Origin of the sequence: Cardinium endosymbiont cEper1 of Encarsia pergandiella, from assembly GCF_000304455.1 — a bacterium.
Classification (GTDB): domain Bacteria; phylum Bacteroidota; class Bacteroidia; order Cytophagales; family Amoebophilaceae; genus Cardinium.
Genome location: NC_018605.1, coordinates 143,040 through 169,051 on the forward strand (window position 1 = coordinate 143,040; position 26,012 = coordinate 169,051).

At 37.2% G+C, this 26,012-nt stretch carries 22 protein-coding genes and 1 other RNA gene; 2 read left to right on the forward strand and 21 right to left on the reverse strand.

Features of this window, described 5'->3' with window-relative positions; genetic code table 11:
* Positions 1-6: 6 nt before the first annotated feature.
* The 5 genes from rpsS to rplC are packed head-to-tail and all read right to left on the reverse strand — an operon-like array spanning position 7 to position 2,694.
* On the reverse strand, positions 7-273 hold the full coding sequence (rpsS, locus tag AL022_RS00670) for a 30S ribosomal protein S19 (RefSeq protein ID WP_014934300.1): 267 nt from the start codon (positions 271-273) through the stop codon (positions 7-9).
* Positions 273-1,100: a 50S ribosomal protein L2 gene (rplB, locus tag AL022_RS00675; protein ID WP_014934301.1), complete on the reverse strand. Its 828-nt coding sequence runs from the start codon at positions 1,098-1,100 to the stop codon at positions 273-275. The genes rpsS and rplB overlap by 1 nt, the downstream gene beginning before the upstream one ends.
* Positions 1,101-1,139: 39 nt before the next feature.
* Positions 1,140-1,427, reverse strand: coding sequence for a 50S ribosomal protein L23 (gene rplW, locus AL022_RS00680; RefSeq protein WP_014934302.1), 288 nt, complete (start codon positions 1,425-1,427; stop codon positions 1,140-1,142).
* A 3-nt stretch (positions 1,428-1,430) separates the two neighbouring features.
* Positions 1,431-2,060: a 50S ribosomal protein L4 gene (gene rplD, locus AL022_RS00685; protein ID WP_014934303.1), complete on the reverse strand. Its 630-nt coding sequence runs from the start codon at positions 2,058-2,060 to the stop codon at positions 1,431-1,433.
* Position 2,061: 1 nt separating this feature from the next.
* Complete coding sequence (gene rplC, locus AL022_RS00690; RefSeq protein WP_014934304.1) at positions 2,062-2,694, reverse strand: 50S ribosomal protein L3; 633 nt, start codon at positions 2,692-2,694, stop codon at positions 2,062-2,064.
* Positions 2,695-3,197: 503 nt separating this feature from the next.
* Here rplC and AL022_RS00695 point away from each other — a divergent pair.
* A complete protein-coding gene (locus AL022_RS00695; protein WP_014934305.1) occupies positions 3,198-4,637 on the forward strand; it encodes a hypothetical protein in 1,440 nt (479 codons plus the stop codon).
* A 233-nt stretch (positions 4,638-4,870) separates the two neighbouring features.
* Here AL022_RS00695 and AL022_RS00700 read toward each other — a convergent pair whose 3' ends face one another.
* The 14 genes from AL022_RS00700 to AL022_RS00765 all read right to left on the reverse strand — a co-directional run bounded on the left by AL022_RS00700 (position 4,871) and on the right by AL022_RS00765 (position 21,235).
* Positions 4,871-5,425: a ribosome maturation factor RimM gene (locus AL022_RS00700; protein WP_014934306.1), complete on the reverse strand. Its 555-nt coding sequence runs from the start codon at positions 5,423-5,425 to the stop codon at positions 4,871-4,873.
* A 380-nt stretch (positions 5,426-5,805) separates the two neighbouring features.
* Positions 5,806-6,240, reverse strand: a transfer-messenger RNA (tmRNA) gene (ssrA, locus tag AL022_RS04185).
* Positions 6,241-6,418: 178 nt separating this feature from the next.
* Positions 6,419-7,852, reverse strand: a complete 1,434-nt coding sequence (ftsZ, locus tag AL022_RS00710; protein ID WP_050999953.1) for a cell division protein FtsZ — start codon at positions 7,850-7,852, stop codon at positions 6,419-6,421.
* A gap of 66 nt (positions 7,853-7,918) precedes the next feature.
* Positions 7,919-9,223, reverse strand: coding sequence for a cell division protein FtsA (gene ftsA / locus AL022_RS00715; protein ID WP_014934310.1), 1,305 nt, complete (start codon positions 9,221-9,223; stop codon positions 7,919-7,921).
* A gap of 687 nt (positions 9,224-9,910) precedes the next feature.
* The gene (locus tag AL022_RS00720) at positions 9,911-11,410 is read right to left on the reverse strand and encodes an Npt1/Npt2 family nucleotide transporter (protein WP_014934314.1); all 1,500 of its coding nucleotides are present in this window, start codon (positions 11,408-11,410) and stop codon (positions 9,911-9,913) included.
* A 156-nt stretch (positions 11,411-11,566) separates the two neighbouring features.
* Positions 11,567-11,938: a hypothetical protein gene (locus tag AL022_RS00725; RefSeq protein ID WP_041546041.1), complete on the reverse strand. Its 372-nt coding sequence runs from the start codon at positions 11,936-11,938 to the stop codon at positions 11,567-11,569.
* A 341-nt stretch (positions 11,939-12,279) separates the two neighbouring features.
* Entirely contained in the window at positions 12,280-13,779 is a 1,500-nt protein-coding gene (locus tag AL022_RS00730; RefSeq protein WP_014934316.1) for an Npt1/Npt2 family nucleotide transporter, read from the reverse strand.
* Positions 13,780-13,887: 108 nt separating this feature from the next.
* Entirely contained in the window at positions 13,888-14,526 is a 639-nt protein-coding gene (locus AL022_RS00735; RefSeq protein ID WP_014934317.1) for a peroxiredoxin, read from the reverse strand.
* A gap of 398 nt (positions 14,527-14,924) precedes the next feature.
* Positions 14,925-15,269 carry a DUF3127 domain-containing protein gene (locus AL022_RS00740; protein WP_014934318.1) on the reverse strand — a complete coding sequence of 115 codons (345 nt, stop codon included), beginning with the start codon at positions 15,267-15,269 and terminating at the stop codon, positions 14,925-14,927.
* Positions 15,270-15,343: 74 nt separating this feature from the next.
* On the reverse strand, positions 15,344-16,180 hold the full coding sequence (locus AL022_RS00745; protein ID WP_041546191.1) for a metal ABC transporter permease: 837 nt from the start codon (positions 16,178-16,180) through the stop codon (positions 15,344-15,346).
* 2 nt (positions 16,181-16,182) lie between these two features.
* Complete coding sequence (gene hisS, locus AL022_RS00750) at positions 16,183-17,556, reverse strand: histidine--tRNA ligase (protein WP_014934320.1); 1,374 nt, start codon at positions 17,554-17,556, stop codon at positions 16,183-16,185.
* Between the two features lie 284 nt (positions 17,557-17,840).
* Positions 17,841-18,947, reverse strand: a complete 1,107-nt coding sequence (gene murG / locus AL022_RS00755) for an undecaprenyldiphospho-muramoylpentapeptide beta-N-acetylglucosaminyltransferase (RefSeq protein WP_014934321.1) — start codon at positions 18,945-18,947, stop codon at positions 17,841-17,843.
* A 15-nt stretch (positions 18,948-18,962) separates the two neighbouring features.
* Complete coding sequence (lptC, locus tag AL022_RS00760) at positions 18,963-19,562, reverse strand: LPS export ABC transporter periplasmic protein LptC (RefSeq protein ID WP_014934322.1); 600 nt, start codon at positions 19,560-19,562, stop codon at positions 18,963-18,965.
* 44 nt (positions 19,563-19,606) lie between these two features.
* Complete coding sequence (locus tag AL022_RS00765; protein ID WP_014934323.1) at positions 19,607-21,235, reverse strand: Do family serine endopeptidase; 1,629 nt, start codon at positions 21,233-21,235, stop codon at positions 19,607-19,609.
* Positions 21,236-21,275: 40 nt separating this feature from the next.
* On the opposite strand from AL022_RS00765, the gene cysS reads away from it, so the two are divergent.
* On the forward strand, positions 21,276-22,763 hold the full coding sequence (gene cysS / locus AL022_RS00770) for a cysteine--tRNA ligase (protein WP_014934324.1): 1,488 nt from the start codon (positions 21,276-21,278) through the stop codon (positions 22,761-22,763).
* 152 nt (positions 22,764-22,915) lie between these two features.
* On the opposite strand, the gene AL022_RS00775 is transcribed toward cysS, so the two are convergent.
* Positions 22,916-24,184, reverse strand: a complete 1,269-nt coding sequence (locus tag AL022_RS00775; protein WP_014934325.1) for a dihydrolipoamide acetyltransferase family protein — start codon at positions 24,182-24,184, stop codon at positions 22,916-22,918.
* Between the two features lie 145 nt (positions 24,185-24,329).
* Positions 24,330-25,721 carry a magnesium transporter gene (gene mgtE / locus AL022_RS00780; RefSeq protein WP_041546195.1) on the reverse strand — a complete coding sequence of 464 codons (1,392 nt, stop codon included), beginning with the start codon at positions 25,719-25,721 and terminating at the stop codon, positions 24,330-24,332.
* Positions 25,722-26,012 lie beyond the last annotated feature (291 nt).

The following is a 26,012-nucleotide window of genomic DNA, read 5'->3' on the forward strand; positions in this document are numbered from 1 at the left end:
TTTAAATTATCTTTTTTTAGAGGTATGTCCTTTAAAGGTTCTTGTTAAGGCAAACTCACCAACTTTATGGCTTACCATTGACTCTGTAATAAAAACAGGGATAAATTTATGCCCATTGTGTACTGCAAGGGTATGTCCCACAAAATCTGGTGTAATGGTTGACCGCCTAGACCAAGTTTTAACTACTGTTTTTTTACCGGACTGATTCAGCATGTCTATCTTACGTTGTAGATGATGCGCCACATAAGGTCCTTTTTTTATAGATCTACCCATTATTTTTTCTTTTTACTAATGATCAGTCTAGTAGAATATTTATTGCGATTGCGTGTTTTTTTACCTTTTGCATATAACCCTTTAAAAGATCTAGGATGTCCTCCAGAAGCTTTTCCTTCACCACCACCCATTGGATGATCCACAGGGTTCATTACAACAGCGCGTACACGAGGTCTTTTACCCATCCAGCGACTTCTACCTGCTTTGGCAATGGTAACATTACCATGGTCACTATTGGAAACAGAGCCAATAGTAGCCATACAATGGTCTAATACCAATCGCCTTTCACCAGAAGGCAACTTAATGGTCACATACTTACCACTTTTGGAAAGCAACTGTGCATATGCGCCGGCACTTCTTGCCAATGCTGCACCACGTCCAGGGGATAGTTCAATGTTATGGATGATCGTTCCCAATGGTATATCTTTCATTTCCATAGCATTACCTAGCTCTATTGGTGCATTTGGGCCTGCTACAACCTTAGCGCCTACTTTAAGTCCTTCTGGTGCTATAATATAGCTTTTCTCACCATCTACATAATGGAGTAGGGCTATGTATGCAGTGCGCATAGGATCATACTGAATAGAATGGACAAATGCAGGGACAGCTATTTTTTTCCTTTTAAAATCAATAAGGCGGGCACGCCGCTTATGTCCACCCCCTCTATGGGGCACAGTAATCCTACCACGATTATTCCGACCAGCTGCGCGCTTGGTTTTTACTAAGAGGGACTTCTCTGGCTTATGAGCAGTAATAACCGTAGAGAAATCTGGTGCTATTCTAAAACGCTGACCGGGCGTGGTTGGGTTAAGTTTTTTTAATGGCATAACTAGATCAACTAACAGCTTAAAATTCAATGCAAAAGGCTAGAAATTGCCATAAAAATCTATGACATCCCCTGCCTTAAGCGTTACAAGTACTTTCTTATAGGAAGGCCGTCTCCCTGTTATTACACACGACTTAGTATGGCGCGTTATTGGTTTACCTGCATAACGCATGGTATTAATTTTATGGACTGTAACACCATAAAAGCGTTCAATTTCTTTTTGTATTTGGTGCTTATCGGCACGATCATCTACGATTAAACCATATATGCCACGCTTATTAAGTGCTGACATTTTTTCTGTTACCAAAGGCTTCTTTAGGATACTCATCTGTTATTGTGTTAATTTTTCTACTATAGGGGTTATAGCTGTTTCCATAATTAACAATTTTTTAGCATGCAAAAGATCATAGGTATTCACGTGGTCGACACAAACTACTTTTGCTTGCTTTATATTCCTACTAGATAGCACAATATTTTTATCTACACTAGGTATAATCAATAGTGTTTTCTCATCTAGAAAAGACAAATTTTGGAGCATACCTAAATAGCTTTTTGTTTTTGGTGCTTCAAAAGAAAAAGGCTCTAAGATAGAGATATGGTTTGCCTTAGCCTTGTAGGTTAAGGCAGACTTTCTGGCTAATTTTTTTACCTTACGGTTTAATTTAAAACTATAATCCCTTGGTCTTGGACCAAAAATACGCCCGCCTCCTCTGAATAAAGGAGACTTAATATCACCCGCTCTAGCTGTTCCTCTTCCTTTTTGTCTTTTAATTTTTCTTCTAGAACCACTGACTGCATTACGCTCCTTTGCTTGGTGGGTACCTTGACGCTTACCGGCTAAGATAGCCTTTACATCCAAATAAATGGCATGATCATTGGGCTCAATACCAAATACTTCTTTTGGCAATTGAACAGAACGGCCTACTTCTTCCCCTGTATATTTTAATACTGATAGGTTCATTTTATTTCTCCAAAATTACGTAACCATTATTTGCACCAGGGACTGCTCCATGGAGTACAATTAGATTTTTCTCTGGCAAAACTTTTATCACCTGAAGGTTGGTCACCTTAACTCTATTGCCACCTGTTCTTCCAGCCATACGCATTCCTTTGAATACACGTGAGGGAAAAGAAGCTGAACCAACAGAACCAGGTGCTCTTTCTCGATTGTGCTGACCATGAGAACGGCTACCAACGCCACTAAAGCCATGTCGCTTTACAACGCCTTGGAAGCCCTTACCTTTGGAGGTACCAACTACGTCTATAAACTGACCTTCGACAAAAACATCGTCTATGCGAATCACTTGACCCAATGTAATTTGCTGCCATACCGCATCATCATCACATCTAAACTCCACTTGCTTGGACTTAGGTGTAGTAGAAGCTTTAGCAAAATGGCCTATAAGAGGCTTAGAGGTATTTTTTTCTTTTTTATCGCCATATGACAATTGAACAGCCTGATATCCATCTATAGACTTTGTTCTAAGCTGTGTCACCACACAGGGACCGCCCTGAATGATGGTACATGCTTTTTTGTGACCCTTACCATCATAAAGACTGGTCATTCCAATTTTTTTTCCTATGATTCCAATCATAAACTTAAATACTAATCATACCCACTTAATCGCTCTAAAACCAGCCAAAAAACTAGGAAAGATATAACAGCGAAAGCACAAATTTAAACAAAATTTAGGCTAAATCAAATGGTTTACCTCAAACCGCTACTACATCTAGGATGCGCGTGACCCAAAGATATAAAAATTAACGCATAAAGAAAAAAGGGTAGATAATAATTACTATGTGAACACTTCATCTAAACAGACGTTAACTAGATCTAGTCAAACTATAAATAGTATAGCCATAGTGTGGCTTTAGAAGCACAAAAAAAGATCCACGTCCAATCGCCCTAAATAAAATAAAATGCCTGCTGAGACTACGCTTCACTATGAGCCTGTTATAATGATGTATAATTTTACTACCACGCGCGCTTTAAGTATCAATACCCGCTGTTCGTATAATCATTCAAATATTATTGTATATTTGGGGTACAAGAATTCCAAAAAATTCAAATTCTTAAAAACTAAAAACTACGATACAAATGAAAAAAATATTTCCCTTATTGCTATTAGCAGTATCTACTACCGCACAAAAATGTGACTTTTTTGATAGTTCTATCGGCAACAATTATTCTATCCGTAAGGCTAAAAAGCAAAAACAAAAATTAAGTGATATCATTACCATTAAGGATCTAGGAATGGTTAAGCCAGATTGTTATGACTGCCCTTCATCTGAAAACATTAAAGATATCTTAAAAAAGAAATATCCTGCGTTAAATACAGAACACATTCACGTTTTCCTATATACATATGGCAAAGAATCCCTATGCATTTCTTCAACCTCTTCTGGTAATTATACAGGTGATATACTACTTACCTATACCACTAAACAAAAACAAAAGTTAAGTGATATCATTACCATTAAGGATCTAGGAATGGTTAAGACGGATTGTTATGGCTTAGTTTCACATGAAGACATTAAAGATATCTTAAAAAGAAAATATCCTGCGTTAAATACAGAACACATTCACGTTTTCCTATATACATATGGCAAAGGATCCCTATGCATTTCTTCAACCTCTTCTGGTAATTATACAGGTGATATACTACTTACCTATACCACTAAACAAAAACAAAAGTTAAGTGATATCATTACCATTAAGGATCTAGGAATGGTTAAGGCGGATCGTTATGGCTTCGTTTCAGGTAAAGACATTAAAGATATCTTAAAAAAGAAATATCCTACGTTAAATACGGATGATATAGAAGTTTATCCAGATTATTCTGGCACAGTATCGATTTCTTCAACCGCTTCTGGTAATTATACAGGTAATATACTACTTACCTATACCACTAAACAAAAACAAAAGTTAAGTGATATCATTACCATTAAGGATCTAGGAATGGTTAAGGCGGATCGTTATGGCTTCGTTTCAGGTAAAGACATTAAAGATATCTTAAAAAAGAAATATCCTACGTTAAATACGGATGATATAGAAGTTTATCCAGATTATTCTGGCACAGTATCGATTTCTTCAACCGCTTCTGGTAATTATACAGGTAATATACTACTTACCTACACAACTAAACAAAAAGAACAAAAACAAAATAATTGGGGTAGTCACTTTGATAATTCTGATAAGAATTTTGGCAATTCTTCTTCCAAAAATAACAACTTTAACGATTCAAGGCAAAATAACAAATGTCGTAGTTGTAAGTCCGATAAGGACAAAACAAAAATAAATGAATTTTATAAAACCTTAAACGACTTGCTAAATGAGAACAAGATTACAGATTTAAGAAAAATTAATGACCATTCGTCAATTAAAGAGCTAAATAAGGTTGTTCGTAAACTATGTGGAATATATCATCCAGATTCAACAAAATCAAAGCAAAAAAAAGATAATAATAAAACCAAAGCTATAACCGAAAGCCGGACCCTCATAGAGGAACATTTTAGGCAATGTCAAGGTAAAACTTAATCAGACCCTTCACAAGAAAAGTAACAATCATCAGGGTTAGGGCCTACCGGTTTCCAAACTATCTTTAGAAACTATTGCCCAATCTACTTTAGGCAAGTCAGTAGGTAAAAATATAAGTTGACATTTTTACCTACTGACTTCAATTACTAAAAGGGTCTAATGTACCTCTCGCATATTACCCTCCTACCCTAAACACAACACGTACCTGATACAGATAAAAGCAATTACAGCTGTTATAGCATGGCCTCTAAGTAACCCGCTGGGAGTGCTACGGTAACTTTTTTTGCTGCTGTATTAACGTTTATTAGAAATGGTGTAGAATAGGGGATCAATAACTCTTTTTTAGGATGGTCAACGCCCATCATATATTGATCCCGCATGCGATAGATAGATTGTATGCTGCCCAGCGGACCTAAGGCAATATCTTCTACTACCGCCCCTACCAAACTATAAGGCAGCATAGCCTGCTGCCATTTCGGTTGAAGCGCTATCGGAAGAAACAGGGATAGATTGCGAAGTGCATAGGCCTCCGTTTTAGATGAGATAAGATCCAAGTGTATAATCGCTTTACCCGCTTTATAGGTAATATTTTTAATGGTATAAGGTACCTTTTCGTTATCCATCTCTACAAAAAGAGCGGGTAGTTTAGCTAGTTCAGCTGGGTTATGGGCAACAAAATAGGCTACTAAACCGCCATCCTTTCCAATGGGCTTTTTAAAGGTCCCAATTTGGAAATACTCTTCTTTTTGAATGGCTTCATAAAACAGCTCTATAGGGTATAAGGACATATCTATCAGCTACTGACTTAGTTAAGAGAAAAGTATCATATGATATATCATGCATATTTGATCTAACTTAGTATAGCCATAGAGGACTTTATGGACCCTTTTGCTTATTTGCTTGCCTAATTCCTGAAGATTCTTTTTAAAGGTATACGGGATAGTATAGTAGATACAGAAAGTAAAAAGACGGTACAAATGTTTGATGCTTTTTGCCATCTTAAGTTAAAATTTAAAAATGATATGGTATAGCTATTATAGCTTTTCTAACCATAGAAGAAGCAAAAACAAGTTTCTTGTCTTACCATTTAGGAAGCCCTATGTGGGGATGGCCATGGGGCTCTATTTAAAGTTTAATAGCTAACGCAGCATAAAGGCGCTACCTGATTAAGTGGAGCTGGAGGGAATCGAACCCTCGTCCGAACAAGGAAACCACAACGCTTTCTACATGCTTAGCAACTGTTTATTGTCGGCGCAACCAAGGTCAGCCACTCACCTGATGTTACGCTTATGCCCGGTTATGATTTATGCGGCCATCACGCACCTGACCACACTAGTGCTATCCATCGATGCCCCTATGCTGATCCGATAACACAAAAACCAGCGGGACAAATTCCCCTTAATCTATCGATTAAGCAGCCATACGCAATTCATCGTCCTCTTCTTCTTCTTTTCGAAGCGCAACAAATTTGCAACGGCGGGAATTATTGATTACAGCTAAGTTGCCGTTTACGGATTGTGTAAGTTTTATACTAGAGGTAATACTTACAACACCTCGCATGCTTACATTGGATTTAATCTTCCCGTCAATTCCAGTCAGCCCCAATGCGTTCTACTTTAACTGATATAGAGATAACAGCCTAATACAATTTAAATTTAATACTTTTTATGGGCCGAACCAAATCTACTTTTTAGACATCCTATAAAAAGATCTTGTCCCGTTGGTGTGCTCCTATCTATAGTTAATTTTTTCAATCCACTATAGCGTTTGCATAACTATTATTACTGTACATCACCTCCTTTCAAATCAGGATGGTCTAATGCATCATCTAAGCGATAGCGGACCCATTCTATGGTTGCATCCGCCGTATCAAGCACTATTTTTTTTCTTAAATAGGTAGGTATGGCCAACTCTTCTTTTACATAGCGGTCATCCCAGCTTATCGGTACAACACCCCGTTTGGAGGTTACAGTGGATACATGGCCATATGAAGCGCTTTTTTCCATGACTACTCCCTGAGGCGCACCAAAAGGTAGGGGTAACTGTATAGCAGATTCTTCTGCTGTTGCAGACTGCTTGGGAGTTGCTTTAGTTGTTTTTAAAACAGGCTCCACTATTATCTTTTCTGTGGACGCATCTAAGATTTCCGTATTGGACGCTGGATGGTGCAATATTTTAGGCTCTGTATACGCCACTTCCTGCTTAGACGGAGCGAGCAGCTCTTGATTTGCATGGTCTGCTTCTCTATTAAATCCAGTAGCAATAACCGTAACCCTAATGCTTTCTTCCATTTCCGAATCAGAACCATGACCAAAAATCATTTCAGCATCGTTGCCGGTCTGCTCCTGTATATAATTGGTAATAATGGTTAATTCATCCATTTGTAGCTCAGCTGCTTGCCCGGAAACAATGGATAAGAGTATTTTTTTAGCACCCCGTATATCTGTATAGTCTAATAAAGGAGAAGCAAGTGCCGTCTCAGCAGCCTGTAATGCCCTGCCTTCACCTCTGGCTTCGCCAGAACCCATCACTGCTGCACCTGCATTTTTCATTACCGTCTTAACATCTTCAAAATCTACATTGACATAACCGGGTACCGTAATAATCTCAGCAATGCTTTTAGCAGCAGTGGTTAACACATTATCGGCCTCTATAAAAGCTTCACTAATCGACAGCCCTCCTAATATGGTTTGAATTTTATCATTTAAGATGATAAGAACGGTATCACAATGTTTCCGTAATTCATTAATGCCTTCTTGCGCCTGTAAATGCTTTTTTTTGCCCTCAAATGAAAAAGGTAGTGTAACAATACCAACCGTCAAGATACTTTGCTGACGGGCAATACTAGCAATAATAGGGGCAGCGCCTGTACCGGTTCCACCACCCATTCCAGCGGTAACAAAAAGCATTTTTGTATCATTATCTAATAATTCTCGAATGCTTTCTTTACTTTCTAATGCAGCATTACGTCCTACTTCTGGATTGGCACCAGCCCCTAGCCCACTTGTAAGTGCTGCACCAATTTGGAGCTTAATGGGTATAGGACTATTTTGTAGCGCTTGGACATCTGTATTGCAAACAATAAAGGACACATCTCTAATACCACGCTTATACATGTTGTTCACTGCATTGCTGCCACCCCCACCTACTCCTATCACTTTTATAATAGATTTATGGTGTGTAGGTAAATCAAATTTATAGGTAATATCCTTCATCATTCACACAATAAGGTGCTTTAATTACAACAAGTTATATTAGGCAGTATGATACTATTTTGTCGACTAGTTTTCATCGTAATCGTCTACTAAAAAAGCTTTTGTTTTGGTAAGAATGCGTGCAAAAGAAAAGTTGCTTTTTTTTCCTTTTTTAACATTTTTTTTCGTAGCATTCAAGTCGGCAGACTTTGCTGCTCTATAGTAGGCTTCTCTATAATCCAATGCTTTAAATCCAGCTAGGGTTAATCCAATGGCAGTGGCATAGCTAGGGTCGCGTAATTTTTTGCTACTGCCTGCTTCTAGATACTCATCTGGAAAGCCCAACCGTGTATCCAATCCAGTTACCTGCTGCAGTATGGCTGGTATGGCTGGTAAATTAGCACTTCCACCTGTTACAACGATACCAGCTACCAACTTATCGTAAAAACCAGAATGCAAAATTTCTTCATGGATAAATGTTGCTATTTCTTCTACACGGGCCTCTATGATTTTAACTAAATTAGTAGTAATGATCTCTTTGGGTCTACGATTGCGCAATCCTGGAATCGTTACTACTGATTGGGTAGTCAAAACATTGGATCCAATGCTACCAAATTTTACTTTTAATAACTCTGCTTGCCGTTCCATAACCATACAACTTTGTTGTATATCTGAAGTAATCATATGTCCTCCTAATGGAATGGTAGCGGTATACCGAATGATGGCATCAAAAAAGATTACGATGCTAATCATACTGCTTCCGAAATCAATCAAACAAACGCCTGCTTCTTTTTCTTCATCACTCAATATAGCCAAACTAGCGGCTAGGACAGAAGCCATAACTATTTCTGCTTCTACACCTGCTTTTTTAATACATTTATGTATGTTTTGAATGGCGTGGGTCTTAGCTGTAATAATATGGAAATTTGCCTCTAATTTTACGCCTGACATACCTACTGGATCTTGGGTTACAATTTCATAGTCTATGGTATACTCCTGCGGCATAGCATGAACAATTTCTGTACCTAAAGGGGGGACAATACGGTACATATCATTGGTAAGCTTTTTGATGTCCTCTACCATAATTTCTTCTTCTATGGTATCTCTTGTAATGCTACCATGGTGGCAAGATCCTGTTACATGTTTTCCAGAAATATTTACATGTACGATATTAATATTTATACCAGAGTCCTCTTCAGCAGCTTCCAGAGCCTGCTTAACGGCAATAGCTGCCTTATCAATGTTCACAATCATACCGCGCACAATCCCATCTGCGACAGCACTTCCGATACCTAATACCTCAAGTTTATTAGGATCATATTGGCTTTGTGCTCCTATAACTACACAAACTTTACTAGTACCTATGTCAAGACTAGCGATAATTTCTGACATAACTAAAAGGATATATGGCGATAATGCTACTTAAAAAGCGTATGCATGAAACGGTTTACCTGAATCTACCCCATGCTGGTCGATTATCACATGGTTTGGATAAACTACAACAATTTATTAAAATTTATTTAAAATAAATCGATAGCGCCGAACGAGCGCTACCTGCTTACTTTCATAAAAAGGAGCACGCACTTTCGTCCAACGCATGAGGTGGGTTAGACGTTATTGGACGTTATTTACATTTCTGTACAGGTGGGCAGTGGCGTAAAGCCAACACACATCTTACATAAATGTCTATAGTTACATGATCCAGATACTTTTTTTGTGTGCTTGTGTGTATATGCCTTGCCACACATAGCACAAGGATGTTTATGGATTGCTTTTGCTCCTAATTTCATAGATTCATGACCATGCGTGTCTGGGAGCATCATTAAGCTTGAGTTTTGCTCTGGCTGCTTGAATCTGTATCAATAATTGACTATTGTTATTGCCACTCATCGCATCATTTCCTTGATGGTTGCATCCTGCTATGCTTATTGCATAAATAGATACTAATTTTTTAAAAATATTCATATTCAATAAATAAAATAGTAAAATAGATTTTATCTATTTAGGCGTTACAGGCCAAATAGAGGGTAGCAAATAGCTAGAAAGCTACCAAATATCAACTTTTTTCCATAACACCAATTACTTACTTACTGGCACCTTTTTGACACCTAGAAATTCCGCTTCATATTTTTCTTCAGTTGCTACTTTTAATTTTCCTAAAGCACGGACCGCTACCAACCAAACTATAATCACCATTATAATGATCAACACAATGGGCGTACGAATATTGGCAATATCTCCACCACCAAATAATGTAGACATACTGGAAATCAGTACAGATGCTAAACTCTTTCCCAAACGGGCGCCTACACCATCTACCGCTGCTTTACCACGTACTTTAGTTTCTTCATCTAGTGGAATATAGATCGCTTCTTTAGTTGGATCAAAAAGGACATACTTAACTGATTTAATCAAAACGACATTGTAAAGTCCTATTTGGACAGAGAGATACAAGGCATTGAGATGAAAACTTGCAAAACAATCATCTAAAACAGTGCCAAAGCGCAAGAAGGTAAAAAATAAAACCGTCATCACCAGTGCAATCAGGGGCGTAACAGATGCAGCAAAACGCCATCCTCTTTTTAGTATAGGTGTAGCAAAGAACAAATTTACTAAAATAGAAATTACACCTACTGCAATTTCTCGGTTAGAATATATACTTGCTAAAATGGTATCATCTCCAATCATTACCAAATATTTTTTAACTTGGGCTTTTTCTACAGCCTCAAAAAGAGCAATCACTAATCCATAACTGATTACCAATACGGAAAGCAACATTAAGTACTTAGACCGTGCTAGAAACTTCATAGAGTCTACAAAGGACATTTTTACTTTTACTTTTTTAGGTTTTTCTTCTATCTGATAGTAGGCTGGATGTGCTTTTATATCTGCGGTAAAATAGTTGTAAATGATCAGAATCAAAACAATAGCTATAATCACAAATTTTAAGCTTTGATCAAAATTGGTACGCACATTATCCAACTTAAGAATAAATCCAGCTAAGATGCTACCAATGGTACCAAAAGTGCCTAAAAAGCTATAAAACCGTTCAGCTTGCTTTATAGTAGTAATTTCATTGATAAAAGTCCAAAATGATACACTTAATGCAAAAGTTCCCCAAGCCTCAGCATGAATATAGAACAAAGAAATAGGCCAATTGCAAATAGCTTCCCATAGTCCTATAAAGCTGGGAAATTTTGCTTCAAGCATTTTAGAAAAATTACTTAACTGCAATATTTGTTTGTGCGGCAGTAAAAAGAATAATGAAAAGGTAAAAAAAGTAAGAAAATAAATCATAACTGCATTAAACCTACCATCTTTTCCTGTAGAACGACTCACTTTTCCATAAAGAATGGTAAAAACAATCATACTAGGTGTAGTGGCTACTGCTTTTAACCAGTAAATGGCCGTAGTATGCGTTTGCTTAAGCATATTCATATCTTTAAGGGAACGTGTAAGAGCATAACAGAAAGATATAAGCATAAATATACAGACCATTGGTAAAAATTTACGCAGTTCACTTTTGTGAATGGGAAACATCATTTGACGTATGGTACTATTCTTTTTTTGTGTCTGCATTTTGTTTTTAATTTAGTTAAAACATATGGTATCCAATACAATTGACGCTTTCATCCATACGATATTTTATGGTATTTTAGAAATAGAGATTATATAGTTTGCATATATTTAGGATTAAATAATTGGATACTTGCCCAAGCGTAGTGGCATAGGGGTCTATAACATGGTCTGTTTGGATCTCATAATTAGCAACAATAGTCTTTCTGATATCCTCCCCATTATTAATGGATCGTTACGTTGGTAATACTTTTTTGTGCTTTTGATATATAAAACCAAGCAGCATGGATTGCTTATGGGCCGATGGCGCAAACCCACGAGCGCTATATTGGATTTTATAGATTGGGGTAAATATTGCTGGAAGGACAATAACTTAGTAGGCGAGGGGAAAATCAGATCTTTTGTGTAAAAGAGCAAAACAATTTTTTTCTTTTCTACAAACGATTTTACTAAAAAGTCAGTTGCAACGGGCCCATTACCTGCAATAGCGGGCTCTTTAAAAATAGGTACTTTTTTCCCTAAAAAATCCACGGTATGTAGTAAAAATTAAAAAATACAACTAAATTTTCGCTGCTTTTATCCTTTTAGACTTAAAGGAAGGATCATGCGAACAAAAAGGATAAAATAGGATGATCTAATGCTTTAAGATTTTTGGCGCCATACAACTTATGTTGTATCAGCGATGCAAACTGCAACGGAACCTCTGTACAGACCACCAACCTTTTTATTAAAACCGGTACAATACAGCTATCCTGAAAAAAAGATCAAGCAAAAAGTATAAGATATCTTTTTCCCCAAAGGGTATAACAAAAAAGACTGGCATTTGATTGAAACGCCAGCCTTTCCGATCCATTCATTAGGGCTTTATCCACCTAGTTGGTTACGACTACTTTATTAATCTCTTCAAGTTCTGCTTTATGTTTTTCCTCAGCTGCTACTTTTAATTTTCCTAAAGTACGAAGAGCTAGCAACCAAAGTATAATCACAGCTATGATAATCAGTACAATAGGTGTACGAATATTCTCAATTCCCCCCCCACCAAATAATGTAGACATAGCGGTAATCAATACAGATGCCAAGCTTTTTCCCAAACGAGCACCTACACCATCTACAGCTGCTTTACCACGGACCTTGGTTTCTTCATCTAGTGGAATATAGACCGCTTCTTTAGTTGGATCAAAAAGAACATATTTGACAGACTTAATTAAAACGACGTTATAAATGCCTATCTGAACAGACATATACAAAGCGGTTACGTGGATACTTTTCAAAAATTCATCTAAAGCACTACCAAAACGAAGAAAGGCAAAAAATAAAAGTGTCATCACCAATGCAGTAATTGGTGTAACAGATGCGGCAAACCTCCATCCTTTTTTTAGTATAGGTGTAGCAAGAAACAGTGCTACTACAATTGCAATAATACCTACTGCAGTTTGCTGTTGCGCATATATTGCTGCATAAATGGTATCGTCACCAATTATTTGTACATATTTTTGAACTTGGGCTTTTTGTACCGCTTCAAAAAGCGCAATCATTAACCCGTAACCGATTACCAATATCGAAATCAATGTCAGATACCTGGACTTCGCTAAGAAGCTTATAGACTCCATAAAGGACATTTTTACCTTTATTTTTTTAGGTTTTTTTTCAATTTGGTAATAGGTTGGATTAGCTTTTATATCTGAAGTAAAATAGTTGTATACGATCAAAATCAAAACAATAGCTATAATTACAAATTGTAAACTTTGATCGAAATTGGTACGAACACTATCCAGTTTAAGAATCGATCCAGCTAGGATACTACCAATAGCACCAGATATACTTAAAAGACTATAAAAACGTTTAGCTTGATTTACACCAGTAATCTCATTTACAAAAGTCCAAAATACTACACTTAGTGCAAAAGTTCCCCAAGCCTCAGCATGAATATAAAACAAAGAAATGGGCCAATGGCAAATGGCTCCCCATAACCCTATAAGGTTTGGCCATTTTGCTTCCATCATTTTAGAGAAAGTATTGAGTTGCAAAGTCTCTTTTTGTGGAAGTAAAAAAAGCAGTGAAAAGGTAAAAAAACTAAAAAAATAGATCATAACTGCATTAAACCTACCATCCCTTCCTGTAGAACGGCTAACTGTTCCATAAAGAACAGTAAAAAAAATCATACTAGGGGTAATGGCTACTGCTTTTAGCCAGTAAATAGCGGTAGTATTGGCTTCTTTCATCATATTCATATCCTTAAGGGAGCGGGTAAGCGAATAACAAAAAGATATAAGAATAAACATAAAGGCCATTGGCAAAAATTTACGTAGCTCACTTTTATGAATGGGAAACATAGTCCCACGTATATTACCAAATTCTTTTTTTGTGGTCATTGTGTTTTTAATTTAATTAAAATATAAAATATACATAAAACTACTTTAGTCCATTAGATACTTTATGCTGTTTTAAAATGCTTTTAGAAAATATTTATCATACTGTTTTCATAGCTCTGTATTTAGGGTTAAATAGTTAGACACGCTTTCAGGAGTAGCCTGTATGGCTATATTGCCTTTTGCCCAATTGGCTGGGCAAATTTCACCAAATTGAATGACATGTTGCCACATATCAATAACACGTAGTATTTCATTGATATTTCTACCTAACGGCAAATCATGAATGGCCATATAACGTATGATACCTTCTTTATCAATTAAAAAAGTTCCTCTATAGGCTATAGGAATACCTGTGAAAGTTAATTGGTTATCTTCATTATAGCTCCAGTCACCTCCTAAGACACCGTAGTTGGCAGCAATCGTCTTACTGGTATCTGCAACCAATGGATAGGTTACGCCCACAATACCTCCTTGTGTCTTAGGGGTACGCAACCAAGCAGTATGGGTTTCTTCTGTGTCAGTGGAGCAACCTACCAGCGCTACATTGCGTTCTATAAATTGGGGTAAATGGCGTTGAAAGGACAATAATTCAGTTGGACAAACGAAAGTAAAATCTTTGGGATAAAAGAAAAACAGCACTTCTTTTTTTCCTAAAAACTGCTCCAGTGAAAAGTTAGCTGTAACATTTTTACCATCTATAACAGCAGGCGCCTTAAAAACAGGGGCCTTTTTTCCTAGTAAATGCACGATATATATAGTACGAATATGTAAAAATTATATTTAACCTTTTATGCTTTATAAGCCTATTCATTAAGCAACCTAATATAGAGTATAGGCTTACATTGCAAATTTATACTTTTTTTAATAAATAATCTTATTACAGGACTATTAACTTTAAAAATTAACCATACCATTATAGTTTCAGCACATCGTCGACAGAAAAGTTGTTTTAACAAACAAGTGCATAGGTTAAAATAATGTAATTATCTAACCCATTTCCTACTAACAGGCATGACGAATATTACATTTTATATTTAAAATCACATTAATAAATTATTTTAATTAAACCGGTACTTGACTAGCTTTTTGTTAAAATAAAGCACGTAAATGGTAAAAAAATAGCGAAAAAATAGCGAAAAAATAGCCTAAAACGGTAGATCATCTTCTAAATCAGAAGGAGATAGATTAGATGCAGCAGCATCATTTGACTTATTGCTTTTTTCTAAACGCCATGCTTGTAAAGCGTTAAAATATTTTACAACCCCTTCGGGATTGGTCCATTTTCTGCCGCGTAGATTAAAATGAACGGTTATTTCTTCTTTCTCTGTGAATCCATCTAATAGATCACATTTGTCTTGAATTAATTCAAAAGAGATATATTCAGGATATTGTGGGTTTTCTATATATTCTACTACAAAGTTTCTTTTTTTAAATGATTCAGACACTTGCTGTGGCGGACCAATTTCAAATAATTTTCCAGTTATATGCATGGTATTTATAGGTTTAATAATTAAAAATTAGTACTTCTCTCAACGCTACATCGTACATTCTACTTGTGATTGTCTTAATTATATTTGGAATATACAAAAGCAACTAAGAATAATAGCCCTGCTATGGTCACCATTGTAGGCGCCATAGCACTGTTCAACCAGAAACTGATATAATATCCACTAACAGAGGTTATTATAGCAAAGAGTATATTGTAAAACAACAAACGTTTAAGACATTTTGTAACCAAATACATGCTTGCAGCTGGAACAATTAAAAGCGCAACTACTAAAATGGCTCCTGCTACTTCAAATGTGGCAACGGTGGTCAATGAAGTAATACCCATTAAACAATAGTGCCAACGGGTCGTGTGGATCCCAATGCTTTGGGCAAATTGGGGATCAAAGGTACTTACAAATAGGTACTTATAACCAATGATGAGAAAAGTTAAATTAACTAGTAATGCTATTAATAAGATGTAAAATGGTTTAGGCCCTAAATTTATACCACTACTGGTGCGCCAGATATCCAGTGACACTGTTGCCAGTTCTCCATATAGACTGCATTCTGGATCTAAGTCTATTTTTCTACTAAAAAAAGAGATTAAAACAACACCTAAAGCAAAAAGAAAGGTAAAATTAATCCCTATAGCAGCGTCTGCCTGTATATTTATTTTTTTTTCTAAAAATGCTATAAGAAAGGTAACCAGGATACCGGTTATACCGGCTCCAGCAACCAGTATAGGGGAGTTTTTAGATCCAGTGATTAGAAGTGCCAATACAATCCCTGGTAAGGTTGAATGGGCAATCGCATCTCCCATCATGGCTATTTTTCTTAATATCAAATAGCTGCCTACTAAGGCACAATTTATACTGGCTAACGCCGCAATCATAATAGTCCAGAGTATATCCATCGCTAACATGTTGCTACTAAAGCGGTTCTTAATGCATCAAAAAGTTCAGACCAACTATACCTATTTTGTACGCCTGTTTGCATATTTTTTAGTATATAACAGTGGGGAACAGATGCGGCTTCTTCTGGTATAATCACAAAAGGGATGTTTTTTTTATGGGCATAGGTCAATTGTTTTTTAATTTTTACTTTTTGAGGATATAGTTCTGACTTAAATCCATGTACACGCAATTGACGCAATAGATGAAGGAGTTGTGTGGTTCCATTTTTTTCTATGTTGGTCAACAATACCTCCGTACTACAACTAGGAATGCTTTGAAAGAGATTGTGTGCTTCCATAATATCATAAAGCCTATCTATGCCAAAGGAAAATCCTACTCCAACCAATCCAGTCGCCCCAAACAGATCGCCAAGATTGGCATATCTACCTCCTCCACCTAGGCTTCCTACAAACTTATTTGCCATAGTTAATTCCATAACGAGCCCGGTGTAATAATGCAATCCTCTTGCTAAGGTTGGTTCAATAGCGCAAACCCCATCTGGCAGACCAAGCGTATGGATGTGTGCTAGTATATCAGTCAATGTCTCAATCGCCTTGGACCCTTGGTCAGTGTGGCCAATAGCGTCCTGCAATTGGATCAACCGTTCAACATTGTTCCCTTTACAATTTTGTAATAAAGAAAGTGATGCAATGGTTGCGCTACTAAAATCTGCTGCTTGCAATACCGTCACCACTTGTTGAAAACCAATTTTTTCTAATTTATCTACAATAGTGCAAAATAGGGTTTCTCTTTCTGGATCAGTAATAGCGGATAGTACACCTCTATGGTTTATTTTGATGGAAAAATTTTGTAGGCCCAACTGGCTACTTACATCATAGATTAGTTTTAAAATCTCGGCTTCACACAATAAAGAGGGGCTCCCAATAATATCGGCATCACACTGTAAAAACTCTCTATAACGGCCCTTTTGCGGTCTGTCTGCCCTCCATACTGGTTGTACTTGGTAGCGTCTAAAAGGAAAGCATATCTGATGCTGATGGGCTGCTACATAACGCATCAAAGGAACGGTTAAATCATACCGGAGCGCTTTATCGCTGATTAACGGTTTTAATTTTCTATAGTCTGTAGGGCTTATGGGTGCAGCCATTTCTCCTAAGAAATTACCAGATTTGAGGACATTAAAAATCAATTGTTCTCCTTCTTGACCATATTTTCCTGTAAGCGTAGCACGGGTTTCCAAAGCAGGCGTCTCGAGCGGTTCAAATCCATACAAGGCATAAATAGACCGAATGATAGAAAGAATATAATTGCGACGATACACCTGAAGAGGGCTGTAGTCGCGCATACCTTTTACAAGACTGGGTAATATAGCCATCTATTTTTTTTGCCAACGGGTGAACAATGTATTGCTAAGTTATAAAAAGATGGCGCAGCCTAATGGATAGGTCCTCACTATCGTTTCCCTGTTATAGAAGTTTTAATAGCACAGATAGCCTAAAGGATCAAAACTGCGACAAATACTAAGTTACATGATGATTAGATTATTCACAACAGTTTATAGAGCGCTGTCGCATTTGTTTAAAAAAAAGATTATTTTGGTGGTTGAATTTAAAAATTAATGACCATGTTTGCTATTACGCTAAGATCATTTCCCTATTTTTAACGGTTCAGTTTAACCAAATCAAGTGCTATTGCAGCTACTTTATCTTGAGCGCTGGCATGCGATGCCGTAAAAGGTTGCATTTGCTTGACTAATTTTAATTGCTGCGCTTCGTCATTAAATAATTCTACTATCTTAGGTATGAGTAGAAAAGGACATTCTTGATCTGTAATAAGTATAACAGCTCCCTGATGGGCCAATGGCAAACTGTTCTTAGTTTGGTGATCTTTTACCACATTGGATGATGGCACCAAAATGGTCGGCTTTCTCCATACACAAAGCTCTGCAATCGATAATGCGCCAGCTCTAGAAACAACAATATCTGCTGCTGCATAAGCCATTTCCATATTGCTTAAATAGGGATAACATTTTACATAAGCATAATTATGCATCGCTTTGTTAATGGGCTCAAAGTAACGCTTACCTGTAATCCATATAATTTGTATATCCAAGTTAGATAAATGATCTTTCCATGCCAGCATCGTTGTATTCAATATCTTTGCACCTCCACTGCCACCAACCACAAGCAGACACTTTTTATTTTGATAGGAAGAAAAACTAAAATACTCAAGTGCATCCATTCGGTCTTCTTGGAAGGTACAGAGGGAGGAACGTATGGGGTTACCTGTATATACTATTTTTTCCTTTTCACAAGGGAAAATAACATGTGAATAACCTGTACAAACTTTGTCTACCCATTTAGCAAGGAATCTATTCGTTAAACCAGCTATACTGTTTTGTTCTTGGATAAGGGTAGGAATTTTTTGCATAGAAGCTACAAACAATGTAGGGAAAGAGGCATATCCTCCAGTTCCAATAACTAAATCAGGTTTAAACGATTTAATAATACGCCTTACTTGGTATAAACTTTTTAAAAGCAAAAAGGGGATCAATAGGTTTTTAATGAGGCTATTCCTTTTCAATCCTTTTATACTGATCCGCACAATGGGATAACCAGCAGCAACTACCAAGCCCACTTCACTACTTTTTTTTGTCCCTACAAATAAAAAAGTTGCATCTGGAACTTGCTTCTTAATGCCATCGGCAATAGCTATAGCAGGATAAATATGTCCGCCTGTACCTCCACAACCGACCAAAATACGCATAAATAGTATAATGAATTAATCCTTTAGGACAGCTGCTTGATCGATCTCTACTGTGCCATTAGGTGTTGTAATCGTATACTGGGTTAAATTCCTTGTAGCACGTAAACCAATCCCTTTTAACTCATGGGATTTGTGTGCTATTACAATAGGTAGATCTGTAAATATTATTTCTTGCTTCATATCGTATGACAACTGTTCCGTTCGGATGGTCAATTGTTTTTCTGGAACAGTAACGAGAACGTTTCCTGTTATGATACACAGGCTTTGTTCTTTATTGTAAAGAAGCTTATTGGCTTGAATATAAATAGGACCTGCTTCTTGATCTACTTTATTGTTTAATACAACGATTTTTATATCATCTGTTAGGGTTATATTTCCATTTTGGGATTGGCACATCTCATATGCTTTAACGGTCACCTGTAACCTACCACTACAATCTGTACCCAACAACTCAAATTGAATAGTTTCCAATAAAGGGACCTCATCTAGTAGATCATTGTCAGCATAGGCTGGCGCGGATAAGGCGACTACGCTAAGGCATAATCGTACGATCAAATAATTAGATCGATAAACCAAATTAGCAAAAAAGCTTTTTTGATCATTGCACTCAACCATAACCTAAAATATAACAGAACTTTATTACGCCCGATGAGCGGATCCTATTTGGCCCATTCAACTGCTAAATAACTGACCTCTCCTGTATGAACGTCCAAGACCTGTATGAGTACAGCTTCTGCTCTTGTATTTCGAATCATTTCAGCAAGATCCACTACACCTTTAACTGGTTGTTTGTCAAAAGCAAGTACAATATAGCCTTTTTTAAGGCCAGCAGCTTTAAATTTCCCCTTGGTAACTTCTTGGACGAGCACGCCACCTGTAAGCTTACATTTGGCTTTTGTCTTTTCATCTATATTCTGAAAAGTAGCACCTTCCGCTTTTAATATATTATTTTTTAGTATTATTTGTATGACATCAGGTGCTTTTTCTAACAATAGATTGACGCGCTTTTCTTTACCCTTACGATATAAGACAACGGTGAGTTGATCACCTGGTTTGGAACAACCTATAATTTCTTGTAAATCTGCACAGTTATAAACTGGGCGGCTATTGATTTGTATAATCACATCTTCTTTTTGCAATAACTTTGTACAAGGACTATGGCTTTGAACGGTATCAATATAGACCCCAGTGGTTGCTTTTAAGCCCAATTTTTCGGCCCGTTCAGCATTCATATCCCGAATAGCTACACCCAATAGTACACGTTGTACGGCACCATACTGAATGAAATCATCAGCTACTTTTTTTACCAAAGAAGAAGGTATAGCAAAGCCATATCCTACAAAAGAAGCTGATCTATTCCCATAAATAGCTGTATTAATACCTACTAATTCCCCGTATAGATTGACCAATGCACCACCACTATTACCTGGATTGATGGCTGCATCGGTTTGAATAAAAGATTGGATGCCTAATTTACCACTATCTTCTAAATGTCTAGATTTGGCACTTACAATTCCTTTGGTAACAGTAGAATATAAATTAAATGGATTACCGACTGCTAAAACCCACTCTCCTACCTCTAGCTTATCGGAATTACCTAATACCAAAGTAGAGAGATTAGATGCCTCAATTTTTAAAAGTGCTAAATCTGTAGCAGGATCTGCACCAACTAATTTTGCTTTATAACATCTATTATCATGTAAAGTCACTTCTATTTGGTCTGCTCCCTCCACTACATGATTATTGGTAATAATGTATCCATTACTGGTATAAATCACCCCAGAACCCTTAGAGACTTGAGGTTGCTGTTCATATTCCTTAGGAATCAACAATCCTTCCCCAAAAAATTGTTTAAAAAATTGCTCTAATGGTGTAATAGCTTCTCGTTTTAGGATTTTAGAATCCTGAGAGGCGTGGATGTAGACGACGGCTGGTGTGGCTACTTTAGCGGCATAGGTAAAATCAGGTAAAGCGGGTAGTGCAGATTTACCTTCTGGTAGAGATAGCCTATCTTGTAATGGTTGAGCAGGCTCTAGAATATTAACCTGCTGGAGACACGTAACCGGCGCTAAGCTTTTTTTTCCTGCATAAAGAGCAACCAACGATAACCCTATTATAATTATAACTATAACAGCAGTACCCAATAATTTTTTAACTGCAGTATGCTTATTAAGCCGTTCGTACATAGCAATTTTAATTTTTGTATTTTTACAATTATTATTTTCTTGTACCCTTAGAGGGGGATGGGTATACTCGTGCAACTGGCCTACTAAAAAGACCAGACGCATATGCTAACAAAAATCTAAAATATTTTTGGCCTATACAAAGATGCATCAAATATTACATATCTACAACAGCCTAACTAGACAAAAAGAAGTGTTTGAGCCACTTAAGCCGCCTTTTGTGGGCATGTATCTATGTGGTCCCACTGTCTATGGGAACCCACATCTAGGTCATGCACGTGCAGCTATTACCTTTGATGTCATCTTTCGTTATCTCCAACATTTGAAATATAAAGTGCGGTATGTACGCAACATTACAGATGTGGGCCATTTAGAAAGAGATTTGGATGAAGGGAAAGACAAAATACAACAGCAAGCCGAGCTAGAGGCAGTAAGCCCTATGGAAGTAGCGCAACACTACAGCAATAATTATCGTAGCAATATGCAACAGCTTAATGTATTACCTCCCAGCATTGAGCCCTGTGCAAGTGGACATATTCCAGAGCAAATTGCGATGATTGAAAAGATTATCAAACATGGATTTGCGTATATCGTAGATGGATCGGTTTATTTTGACGTAGCCAAATACAACCAAATGGAGCATTATGGCAAACTTTCAGGAAGGATTATAGAAGCGGCTCGCTCAGGAACGCGTGCATTGGCCAATCAAATAGATAAAAAACAACCAGTAGACTTTGCTTTATGGAAAAAAGCAACCCCTATGCATATTATGCGTTGGTCTTCTCCATGGGGAGAGGGTTTCCCTGGATGGCATATAGAATGCTCTGCGATGTCGGCAAAATATTTAGGTAAACAATTTGACATACACGGAGGTGGAATGGATTTGCTTTTTCCACACCATGAGTGTGAAATAGTCCAAGCACAGGCTGCCTTAAAAACGAATTTGGCAACCTATTGGCTCCATAATAATTTAGTTACGATTGACGGAGTCAAAATGGGTAAATCATTGGGTAATTTTATTACATTAGATGCGTTTTTCACGGGCAAACATCTGGCTATAGATCAACCCTATAGCCCTATGACATTACGATTTTTCATACTACAGGCCCATTACAGAAGCACACTTTCTGTTACGGTAGAGGGACTAAAAGCCGCTTATCAGGGATATCGTAAATTAATAAATGGCTGGTATTTTCTTGCTCAGCTCGATCACGAAAGAGTTGCTTTGTCTACCGAAAGTGGTGGATTAGATGACGGAATCTATGAAGATTGTGCCGCTTGCTATAGGGCTATAAATGATGACTTCAATACGGCAAAAATTTTAGCGAGTTTATTTAATTTATTAAAAAAGATACATGGGTGGCATAATGGGACACTACGTGATGCATCTGTTTCAAGAACGGCATTCAACCAATTGCGTAGTACCTATGCTACCTTTATGATAGACCTATTAGGGTTAAAAGAAGAACGTGAAGCCACTACTGATCAAATGATGGAAATGATACAAACCATTTACCAAGAGGCCAAAGCAGAAAAGCGCTACCATCAAATTGATTTTATACGCCATTCGCTGCATAAAATGGGGATTGCGATACAAGACCACCCCAATGGCATACGCTGGGCATACAAATAGGTTATATAGCTGTCATGGCCTCAATTAAAATACCAGTGGGCCATTTTAAGAAATAGGCTATTGAAAGTAAAGCCTATTGGTTTGCCTCCTTAAGGGTTCCCCCCAAAAGCATCCGGGCAAAAAATAGAAAAAGCGGCGGCATTTGGGTTATATCATATAAATGGATAGGTGTCTATCTCGGCTACAAAAGAGGCCAATGCTTTCGCCAAATATTTTAAAAATCCTCCTCCTATCGCGCCATCTATAATTCGATGATCATAGGTATGGGATAGAAACAGTTCATCGCGAATCGCTATGGTTTCGTTTCCCTTAACATGGACCACAGCAGGACGTTTTTCAATAAGACCCAATGCAAGAATGGCTACCTGTGGTTGCACGATGATAGGGGTTCCCATGAGATTATCAAAGGAACCAATATTAGAAATAGTGTAACTGGCACCCGTTAATGCATCTGGCATAATGGTACCGTTGCGTGCTTGATCAATCAACCCATCGATTTGTTGTGCCAATGCAACCAAACCAAGCTGTTCTACTTGCTTGACTACAGGAACCAATAGATTTCCATCTGAGCGGGCTACAGCAAAACCTATATTAATATGTTTGCGTTTAATAATATGATCGTTCACGACTACCGCATTCAGAAGTGGAAATAGTTGGAGCGCACGTGCAATTACGGCTATAAAAATAGGATTATAGGTCAATCTAGCACCATATTTTGCTTCAAAAGAAATTTTATGCTGCTGCCTCCAGGCAACAAGTTCGGTTACATCAGCACGTATAAAGGAGGTAACATGGGGGGCAATTTTCTTAGATTGCACCATACGATCTGCAATTAGCTTTCTAACACGATCCATTTGTACCACTTCATCACCTGCTAGAGGGATAAGCGCTTCACAAAATAGAGGGCGCTCCGAACTACTAGTATGGATGGGTAGGCGTTTGCTTATATAGTTCAGAAGGGCTTCTTTAGTAACCCGATGATCCCGAGTATATCCGGCTAACTTTGCTAGTTCATCTGCTTGAATGGCATTTGCTTGAGCAATATGACTGGCCAAAGGACTTAATTTTACCTTTTTAAAAGGATGGATAGCCAACACACTAGGCTCTAAATGGCGGGGGATAGCTACTAACGAAGGCTTGGCATTTTCAGGTTGATGTAGAACAGGTGGCACATCTAAATGGTCTACTTCTAATAAAGCGATAGGTGCGCCAATGGCCAATACGTCTCCTTTTTTTACCAATAATTTTTTAATTGTACCTGTGTAAGTAGCAGGAATCTCTGCATCTACCTTATCCGTAGCAACCCCTAAAAGAGGTGCACCTTCCACAACGGCTTCTCCCTCTTGTATACACCAATCCAATACTACAACTTCTATGACACTTTCCCCCATCTTAGGTAAGTAAAGCGTTATTAAAGACATATAAACCGTTCTTAAAAAGTTTAAACCTAACTCTGTTTACTTTTAAGGCTATGATCGATAGTAGATCTTTATTACACACTTTTTGTAGCCATTCAAACTATATGGTAACCTTAAAAAGCACTAGACAACTGTTTTTTACATAAGACTACATACTACCAACCGGATGAATCAGCCAATAGATTATAACATAATAAATCATGATACCCAATATGTCCACTGTGATATTAATCATAGGATTAGCTGCTACAGAAGGATCTCCATTAAAGTATTTAGCAGCCAATGGAAAGGCCGCTCCTATAAAAGCAGAACAAATAATTTGCACAACAATGCTTAAGGCCACTACAAATATCACCTGGAAAGACCTATTCGCATCGAACCCTAGAGTAGAAGCTAAAAATAACTTAACACAGGTAAGAAAAAATAATAGAGAAGCCAATGTGATGGCAATTCTTAATTCCTTTAAAATAATCTTAACCCAGTCAGATAGTGACACTTGGCCACGATTTAAGGCTTGTAGTACTACGGAAGCAACTTGACTCGCTACGTTTCCTCCAGTTTCTGTAATCATAGCCAAGTAGAAAATTAAATTAAATTGGGAAAAGAAAGAACTGTTAGCCTGCGTAAAAGCATGGCCAATCATACTGGCTATAAATACCAATACAATCCATTTGATTCTTTTTTTAAGGTGTTGTAACGTGGAAACCTTTAGATAACCGGGGGTATCTTCCTCTGAAGTAATACCCATAAATCGATCCATATCCTCAACTTGCTCTGCTCTAATAATAGCTATGGCATCGTCATAACTTACAATACCTACGATTTGTCCTTCTTGATTTAGAATAGGGATGGCGACTAAATCATATTGTTCAATTTTTTTAGCCACTACCTCTTGATCTTCATCAACTGTAGCATATACAAAATTTACCTTAAGAATGGTCTCTATCTTTTCTTTTGGAGTGTGCATCACCAAATCTTTTAAAGAAACAAAACCCACTAGGCACATCTTTTCATCTACTACATAGATGTAATAAAGCATTTTTTTAGAAGGTGCATCCTCACGGATTTTATCGATAGCTTCTTCTACAGTCATTGAATTTAAGACTGTAGCAAAATCTGTATTCATTATACCTCCTGCCGTATCTGGTAAATAGGCATTTAGCATAATCACATCCTCCCTAATCTTTCTACTTAAATAAGGAAGTAAATGGGCATGCTCTTTATTGCTCAATCGTTGATAAAAATCAACGCGCAAGTCAGAAGGCATACAGGAGAAAATTTTTGCAAAAGTGCTTTTAGGAATACTATAGTAGAGTTGCATCTGCAACGCATTATCGTTAAATAACGCAAATACTTCTCCCTGTCGTGGAATAGACAAATTGCTAAAAACTGTCCGGACCAAATCAAAAGCTTGTTTTTCTAAGAACTCAGCTACCTCTATAGGCGATGCATGTTCCAAACAATAGACCAGACGCTTCTCTTGCTGCTGTTTGAGTAAACGCATCCACTTAAAAAACTTATTTTCTCCTTTTAGTTTCATAATCTCATTTTTTGTTCCATATGGTACAACCATGTTTAACAATCCTAGATGAGAAAATAGATTGCTAAAACCCTTACAAGCAGGAGAACAGCCAAAGACTTTATATCATAAACCAAAAGATATAAACCTTAAACTAACACATAGGCTCCAAATTTTAACCACAAGTAGCATCAAAAAGCAAATTATAACGAGAGGTAAAGTTAAGAGAATCTGAAGTAAATTGCCAATAAGTAGACTACAAATCTATAAAGGTCTTTTAAAAAGATTGTGTAAATAATATGGCTAATTGAA

What these genes read in the sequence shown, in the direction of transcription:
- ftsZ (WP_050999953.1), bottom strand. Translation starts at nt 7,852, where the DNA reads ATGAAGGATATTACCTATAAATTTGATTTACCTACACACCATAAATCT.
- rplC (WP_014934304.1), bottom strand. Translation starts at nt 2,694, where the DNA reads ATGATTGGAATCATAGGAAAAAAAATTGGAATGACCAGTCTTTATGAT.
- rpsS (WP_014934300.1), bottom strand. Translation starts at nt 273, where the DNA reads ATGGGTAGATCTATAAAAAAAGGACCTTATGTGGCGCATCATCTACAA.
- rplW (WP_014934302.1), bottom strand. Translation starts at nt 1,427, where the DNA reads ATGAGTATCCTAAAGAAGCCTTTGGTAACAGAAAAAATGTCAGCACTT.
- AL022_RS00695 (WP_014934305.1), top strand. Translation starts at nt 3,198, where the DNA reads ATGAAAAAAATATTTCCCTTATTGCTATTAGCAGTATCTACTACCGCA.
- rplB (WP_014934301.1), bottom strand. Translation starts at nt 1,100, where the DNA reads ATGCCATTAAAAAAACTTAACCCAACCACGCCCGGTCAGCGTTTTAGA.
- cysS (WP_014934324.1), top strand. Translation starts at nt 21,276, where the DNA reads ATGCATCAAATATTACATATCTACAACAGCCTAACTAGACAAAAAGAA.
- lptC (WP_014934322.1), bottom strand. Translation starts at nt 19,562, where the DNA reads ATGGTTGAGTGCAATGATCAAAAAAGCTTTTTTGCTAATTTGGTTTAT.
- AL022_RS00765 (WP_014934323.1), bottom strand. Translation starts at nt 21,235, where the DNA reads ATGCGTCTGGTCTTTTTAGTAGGCCAGTTGCACGAGTATACCCATCCC.
- AL022_RS00720 (WP_014934314.1), bottom strand. Translation starts at nt 11,410, where the DNA reads ATGCAGACACAAAAAAAGAATAGTACCATACGTCAAATGATGTTTCCC.
- AL022_RS00730 (WP_014934316.1), bottom strand. Translation starts at nt 13,779, where the DNA reads ATGACCACAAAAAAAGAATTTGGTAATATACGTGGGACTATGTTTCCC.
- AL022_RS00745 (WP_041546191.1), bottom strand. Translation starts at nt 16,180, where the DNA reads ATGGATATACTCTGGACTATTATGATTGCGGCGTTAGCCAGTATAAAT.
- murG (WP_014934321.1), bottom strand. Translation starts at nt 18,947, where the DNA reads ATGCGTATTTTGGTCGGTTGTGGAGGTACAGGCGGACATATTTATCCT.
- hisS (WP_014934320.1), bottom strand. Translation starts at nt 17,556, where the DNA reads ATGGCTATATTACCCAGTCTTGTAAAAGGTATGCGCGACTACAGCCCT.
- rplD (WP_014934303.1), bottom strand. Translation starts at nt 2,060, where the DNA reads ATGAACCTATCAGTATTAAAATATACAGGGGAAGAAGTAGGCCGTTCT.
- AL022_RS00700 (WP_014934306.1), bottom strand. Translation starts at nt 5,425, where the DNA reads ATGTCCTTATACCCTATAGAGCTGTTTTATGAAGCCATTCAAAAAGAA.
- mgtE (WP_041546195.1), bottom strand. Translation starts at nt 25,721, where the DNA reads ATGAAACTAAAAGGAGAAAATAAGTTTTTTAAGTGGATGCGTTTACTC.
- ftsA (WP_014934310.1), bottom strand. Translation starts at nt 9,223, where the DNA reads ATGTCAGAAATTATCGCTAGTCTTGACATAGGTACTAGTAAAGTTTGT.
- AL022_RS00775 (WP_014934325.1), bottom strand. Translation starts at nt 24,184, where the DNA reads ATGTCTTTAATAACGCTTTACTTACCTAAGATGGGGGAAAGTGTCATA.
- AL022_RS00740 (WP_014934318.1), bottom strand. Translation starts at nt 15,269, where the DNA reads ATGCATATAACTGGAAAATTATTTGAAATTGGTCCGCCACAGCAAGTG.